The organism is Treponema sp. UBA785, assembly GCF_002297065.1.
GTDB lineage: Bacteria > Spirochaetota > Spirochaetia > Treponematales > Treponemataceae > Treponema_D.
Genome location: NZ_DBJD01000002.1, coordinates 31697 through 34675, shown reverse-complemented (window position 1 = coordinate 34675; position 2979 = coordinate 31697). Strand labels below are relative to the sequence as shown.

Below are 2979 nucleotides of genomic sequence, written 5' to 3'. Positions count from 1 at the left end.
TCTTGCAAAAGTTGTCGGTCAGTTGGTTGACGGCACTTACGATCCAAGCCATCAGATTTTTAAGGAAATACACGATTCTCTTGTTTACGGAGTTGAAGGCCAGCGTCCAGACGTTTATTACGTTCTTGCAGATTTTGAGCTTTACTGCAAAGCTCAGGAAGAAATTGCAAAAGCTTATGCCGACAAAAAAGCTTGGGCGCGAAAAACTTTAATCAACATAGCCAACAGCGGAAAATTCTCTTCAGACCGAACAATTGAAGATTATGTCCGCGATATTTGGCATTTGAGAAAAGTTGAAGTTGCTGACAGCGATGTGAAATAAGCGATTGCAAAAAATTTTGTAAATACTTTTTGTTGAATTACAAAAAAAATTTCTTTATAATTTTAAAAGTTTTTTATTTTGGAGGACTTTTATGAAAAAAGTTTTAAGTGTTGTTTTGGCAGTGGTTGCCGCCGCTTCGCTTTTTACTGGCTGTTCTAAAAAAGACAAGGCTGCCGGCAAAAAAGTTTGGATTGTTGCTACAGATACAGTATTCCGTCCGTTTGAATACACTAACGAAAAAAATGAATTTGTTGGTATTGACGTTGATATTCTTGCTGCGATTGCAAAAGATCAGGGTTTTGACTACGACCTTCAGTCGCTTGGTTGGGATGCTGGTGTAGCTGCTGTTCAGGTTGGACAGGCTGACGCTCTTATTGCTGGCGCAACAATCAAACAGGAAAGAATTGACAGTGGCTGGATTTTTTCTGACGGATATTATGACGCAACTCAGACTTTTGTAGTTGCAAAAGACAGTTTAATTGCATCTTTTGCTGACCTTGCTGGAAAAAATGTTGCTGTTAAAAACGGAACTGCCGGCGCAGACTTTGCAAATTCTCTCAAAGATAAATATGGCTTTAAGGTAACAGTTTTTGAAGATTCTCCGACAATGTATCAGGATGTAATCCTAGGAAACAGCGCTGCCTGTGTTGAAGATACTCCAATTATGGCAGATAACATAAAGACTGGAGGACTTGCCCTCAAAATTCCTGCTGGAATGGAAAGCAAAGGCGCTCCATACGGCTTTGCAATTATGAACAAAGCAAACCAGCCGTTGCTCGATATGTTCAATGCCGGACTTAAAAATATTAAAGAAAACGGAACTTATCAGGCAATTCTTGATAAATACTTGAAATAGTTTTTGCATTTACTGCAAAAAGGGACTGTTTAAAAACTTGTTTGAAGCGATTAAGGAGCAATTTAAAAATTGTTCTTTTTGCTCGAATATTGTTTTTGCAGTCCTTTTTTTTATGCCTTTGTAAAATTTGTTCGCTGGACAAGCGATTGGAGTATCGCCGAAGGTGTTGTTTTGCAGCGCAAAACAATGGAGCGCGGAGACGCGGAAGTACGGAAAGCGCGGTTTTTGCGCTAGCAAAAATGGCCCCAAAATCGTGCATCTTTTAGATTGAGAAATGGCGGATTTTCCGTTATACTATAGTAGAAAATATGGGGTTTGCCCGACACTAGTTTTTTGAGGTTGCATTTTGATTTCGATTCTTCAGGTTTATTCGCTGATGCTTTTGCGTTCACTTGGCTATACGCTGGTTCTTTGTCTGTGGGCGTTGCTTTTTGCAATGGTTATTGGTCTTATTTTTGCTTTGTGCAATGTAAGCAGCAGTAAAATTTTGAATGTTATTGGTTCGGTTTATGTCGATGCAGTGCGTGGCGTTCCGTTGATTGTTCTGGCGTATTTTATTTATTTTGGCGTGCCTCAGGCTTTTAGGCTGGCTGGGGTGAACAATTTTAGGCTTCCGGCCTTGCAGGCTGGTACGATTGCGCTGGCGATGAACTGTGGCGCTTATATGGCGGAAATTTTTCGCGCAGGAATCGAGTCAATTGATGTCGGGCAGATGGAAGCGGGGCGAAGTCTTGGGCTTTCTTATGCAACAACAATGCGCCGTGTAATTTTGCCGCAGGCTTTTAGGGTAATGATTCCTTCAATTATAAATCAGTTTATAATCACCTTAAAAGATACATCGATTTTGTCCGTAATTGGTTATCCTGAGCTTACAAACATGGGAAAGACAATCAGCGGCAATACTTTTAAATCGCTTCAGACTTGGGCAATCGTTGGAATTATGTACATGGTCGTAATTGTTTCTCTGAGCAAAATTGCAAAGATTATTGAAAGGAGATTAAAGCGAAATGTTGAGCGATAAAGTAAAAATTCACGTTGAAAATCTTCGGAAAAATTTTGGTAATTTGGAAGTTTTAAAAGATATTTCGCTGGATGTTCACGAAGGCGAGGTTGTCTGCATAATCGGGCCGTCTGGTTCTGGAAAATCGACTTTTTTGCGATGTCTGAATCATCTTGAAGAGCCGACAAGCGGAAAAATTATTGTAAACGATACGGATATTACCGACAAAAAAGTAAATTTGAATAAGGTGCGCGAAAATATCGGAATGGTTTTTCAGCATTTTAATCTTTTTTCAAATATGAATATCATCAGCAATCTTATGCTTGCTCCTGTTGAGCTAAAAAAAATGTCAAAGGAAAAGGCAAAAATTGAAGGAATGAAACTTCTTAAACGCGTTGGACTTGAGTCAAAGGCTTTTGCACATCCGCAGCAGCTTTCTGGCGGTCAAAAGCAGCGTGTTGCGATCGCGCGTTCTCTTGCAATGAATCCTCAAATTTTGCTTTTTGACGAACCGACGAGCGCCCTTGACCCCGAAATGGTTGGCGAGGTTTTGGAAGTTATGAAGGAGCTTGCCCGCGGAGGAATGACAATGGTTGTTGTAACGCACGAAATGGGATTTGCCCGCGAAGTTGCAGACCGCGTTGTTTTTATGGACTGCGGTTTTATAATTGAACAGGGAACTCCAGAAGAAGTTTTAAAAAATCCGAAAGAAAAACGAACTCAGAGTTTTTTGGAAAAAGTTTTGTAGCAGATTTTGCTAAAATGTTGCTAAACAACTTAAAAAGTCAATTCTAAAACTGA

4 protein-coding genes are annotated in these 2979 nt (G+C 39.9%); all 4 read left to right on the top strand.

From position 1 onward, the window contains the following. Positions 1–322, top strand: a 322-nt coding sequence (locus tag B2X33_RS00170) for a glycogen/starch/alpha-glucan phosphorylase (RefSeq protein WP_296666542.1), incomplete at its 5' end; no start/stop codon positions are given. A gap of 91 nt (positions 323–413) precedes the next feature. Further along, entirely contained in the window at positions 414–1178 is a 765-nt protein-coding gene (locus B2X33_RS00165; protein ID WP_296666540.1) for a transporter substrate-binding domain-containing protein, read from the top strand. 346 nt (positions 1179–1524) lie between these two features. Next, complete coding sequence (locus B2X33_RS00160; protein ID WP_296017223.1) at positions 1525–2199, top strand: amino acid ABC transporter permease; 675 nt, start codon at positions 1525–1527, stop codon at positions 2197–2199. Beyond that, complete coding sequence (locus B2X33_RS00155; RefSeq protein ID WP_296017252.1) at positions 2186–2926, top strand: amino acid ABC transporter ATP-binding protein; 741 nt, start codon at positions 2186–2188, stop codon at positions 2924–2926. The genes B2X33_RS00160 and B2X33_RS00155 overlap by 14 nt, the downstream gene beginning before the upstream one ends. Positions 2927–2979 lie beyond the last annotated feature (53 nt).

Excerpts from the sequence above, each read along its gene's own strand:
- B2X33_RS00165 (WP_296666540.1), top strand. The coding sequence starts at position 414 with ATGAAAAAAGTTTTAAGTGTTGTTTTGGCAGTGGTTGCCGCCGCTTCG.
- B2X33_RS00155 (WP_296017252.1), top strand. The coding sequence starts at position 2,186 with ATGTTGAGCGATAAAGTAAAAATTCACGTTGAAAATCTTCGGAAAAAT.